Raw genomic sequence first — 2,771 nt, forward strand, 5'->3', positions numbered from 1 at the left:
ATTATATTTATCGGATCCTCACTCAATTCAACCAGCCCTTGTAAAAATCCATATCCCAACTGTTTCTGACTCAAACTAGACAATAGTTCATCCATATAGTCGCCCGAAACAATATCGCCTATCGTTATTTCTTCTCCTGACCCTTTTTTCAATATCACACATTCTAAATATTCATTGAATACTTCTTCGCCCTGGGCTGAAGCATTCTCCATCCCTGCTATAATTACTGTGACTGGTAATTCATAAGTCAAACCTTTCAGTTTGGCATAAGGCAATTCGTAGTCATGCAAGCCGACTGGTTGTTTCCATGCAGCATATCGCTTCAAACTCTCCCCTTCTTTCGACACCGCTTCCAATTCACAATAGCTAGTATCTTCACCACTCACTACAAAGGATTCCGGGGTCAACTTCGGCAATCGGAATACCACGATGGTATCGGTCAACAAATAAAGACTTCCCGATTTGTCGAAAACTTCCCAGGTTCGCAAAATCACCTTGGCGGTATCACTCTCTCGCTCACAATCAACAGGCATGACCCAATCAGGCTGTACTTGAGGACTGTATGATTCCCCGGTACAGCCGTTGAAAGCACTAGGTATATGGTCAGAAGGATCGGGAATATTCCAACAATATACATTGATCTTTCCTTTAGTTATATTAGTTCCTTGCTCTAAAAGTCGACGAGGCATAATAGAAAGTCCATTACTCGACTGCAAGGCCGAAGTCAATATAGGAGCAGGATTGTCCGTAAGATATATCATCCCTTCAGTACAAATACCCGCTTCGTTTTCTGTACTAAATCTCAATTGGTCTCCCAGATTGTTACAGATATTCCAGACATCGGTGGCACAATAATCCTGCAATTCAAAGACCTTAATCTCACTACCCCATTCATTGTAAACTTTTACTACTAATGGGTAATTTGCACTTTCAGCATTCGTAAGAAAATCTATTGGACTAACCGTGATTTCCCCTTGAGGATTTACAGAAGGTGAAAAATCGGAACAATTTGGGGATTCCTCTCCTCCCCTGTTTGTTTCAATGGTGAAGGTTGCTGTACAAATCATTTCTTCCCCACATGAACTGGTGACCGTCCAATTTACTTCAGTTACTCCATCGCTACAGAAACTAGGTAAATTGGGTTGGGCAGGACCATTATTATCCACTGTTACTGAACATCCATCCATAACTTCTATACTGGCCAACCACATTTCATAAGCCATCTGGATTTCTTCTTCTGACGCAGTACTAGACAATACCCAATCAGTAGGACAATCCACTGAAACCATCATCGGTGAAATAACCTCAAATGTGGCTTCACAAGAATCTTTAGCCACTCCACATATATCTCGAATCACATACTGAACAGTCGTTGTTCCTCCACAACTATCAGGCGCTTCATAGACCGACAAATCATTGACCACGCAATCCTGACAATCATTAGAAAATCCATCTAACCAATTCGCAAAAGCCAGATCAATATCCAACTGACTCATACATTCCATGACGATAGTATCCTGATTGCACATAACCGTTGGGGCTGCCGTTACATTCAACAGAATAGCAGCGGTGTCATTACATGTTCCATCGGAAACCACTACATATACCGTAGTGCCTACTGTCAAATAGGCTGAACTAGTGGCAATGGGTAGAGTAGCATCTTCATCGGTATAGTACATATAGGAGACGCCCATTCCTCCATGAACTGTAGATTCGGTGCTTTCCAAGTCAAATTCCGCTTCACTATTGGACAACTCACAGGCTGATAGTTGGGCATTGCTTGCTGTGATATTGCAACTTTCTATCTCATAAACACCCATATCTATGACCGTATTTTGGACACGCTGATTTCCCTCCAGATCAACGGGTACACCAGCTAACATAAAAAATCCCGACAAATCTGTTCCCGGGTCACCCATATTTATGGCTGGTGAACTCGGCATCAAATGAAAATCACCAGCTGTTGTCGGTGCGGAGGAAGCTGGTGGCGCGTTGACAAACTGAGGATTGGTAGAAAATTTATTATTTCCATTATCGACTACAGAAAAAGATTGATTAATCGTGGCAAAATCCACATCAAACATAGAATGCGAAATGGAAGGCGAAGAAGTTCCAGGGGTATAAAAGACGGGGCCCGTTTGTGCATCATTCTGATAAACAATACAATTCGTCAAAACCGGTGAAGAATTACTAATATTATACATAGCGCCGCCATAAGCTGAAGAAGAAGAAGAAGAAGCACTGTTGCCCGATAGCACACAATTCGTCAAAACTGGTGAAGAAATATAATTATACATAGCACCGCCATGAACTGAAGAAGAAGAAGAAACACTGTTGCCCGATAGCACACAATTCGTCAAAACCGGTGAAGAACTAATATTATACATAGCGCCACCAAAGCTAAGTGCCGTGTTTCCTGTAAATTTACAATTCGTCAATACCGGTGAAGAATTACCACCATTATACATAGCACCGCCAGCCCCTGAAGCCGCATTCGCCATGAATTCACAATTCCAGATTGTAGGATTGGAACTATTTCCCGCCCCAACTCCTACATTGTACCAACCCCCTCCAGTATTATCTGGGAAAGTTCCATTCGCATTCCCGCCAGTGATAGTAAACCCATCTACCACGGTTGCCGAGCTTACATTCTCCGTCCTCACCACGTGATAGCTGTTCCCGGTGGGCATATTATCCCCATTTATATCCCCGCTGAGTATGGTCTCATTTAGATCCCAGTTCCGGGCCGACAACGGACTGCCTCCTTTCGG

General features: G+C 42.9%; 1 protein-coding gene. It reads right to left on the minus strand.

Going from position 1 to position 2,771, the window contains the following annotated elements:
* A partial coding sequence (locus LVD51_RS17450; protein ID WP_236972652.1) for a choice-of-anchor Q domain-containing protein occupies nt 1–2,771 on the minus strand: 2,771 nt, incomplete at both ends.

It is taken from the genome of Membranihabitans marinus (genome assembly GCF_021729155.1).
Lineage (GTDB): Bacteria > Bacteroidota > Bacteroidia > Chitinophagales > Saprospiraceae > Membranihabitans > Membranihabitans marinus.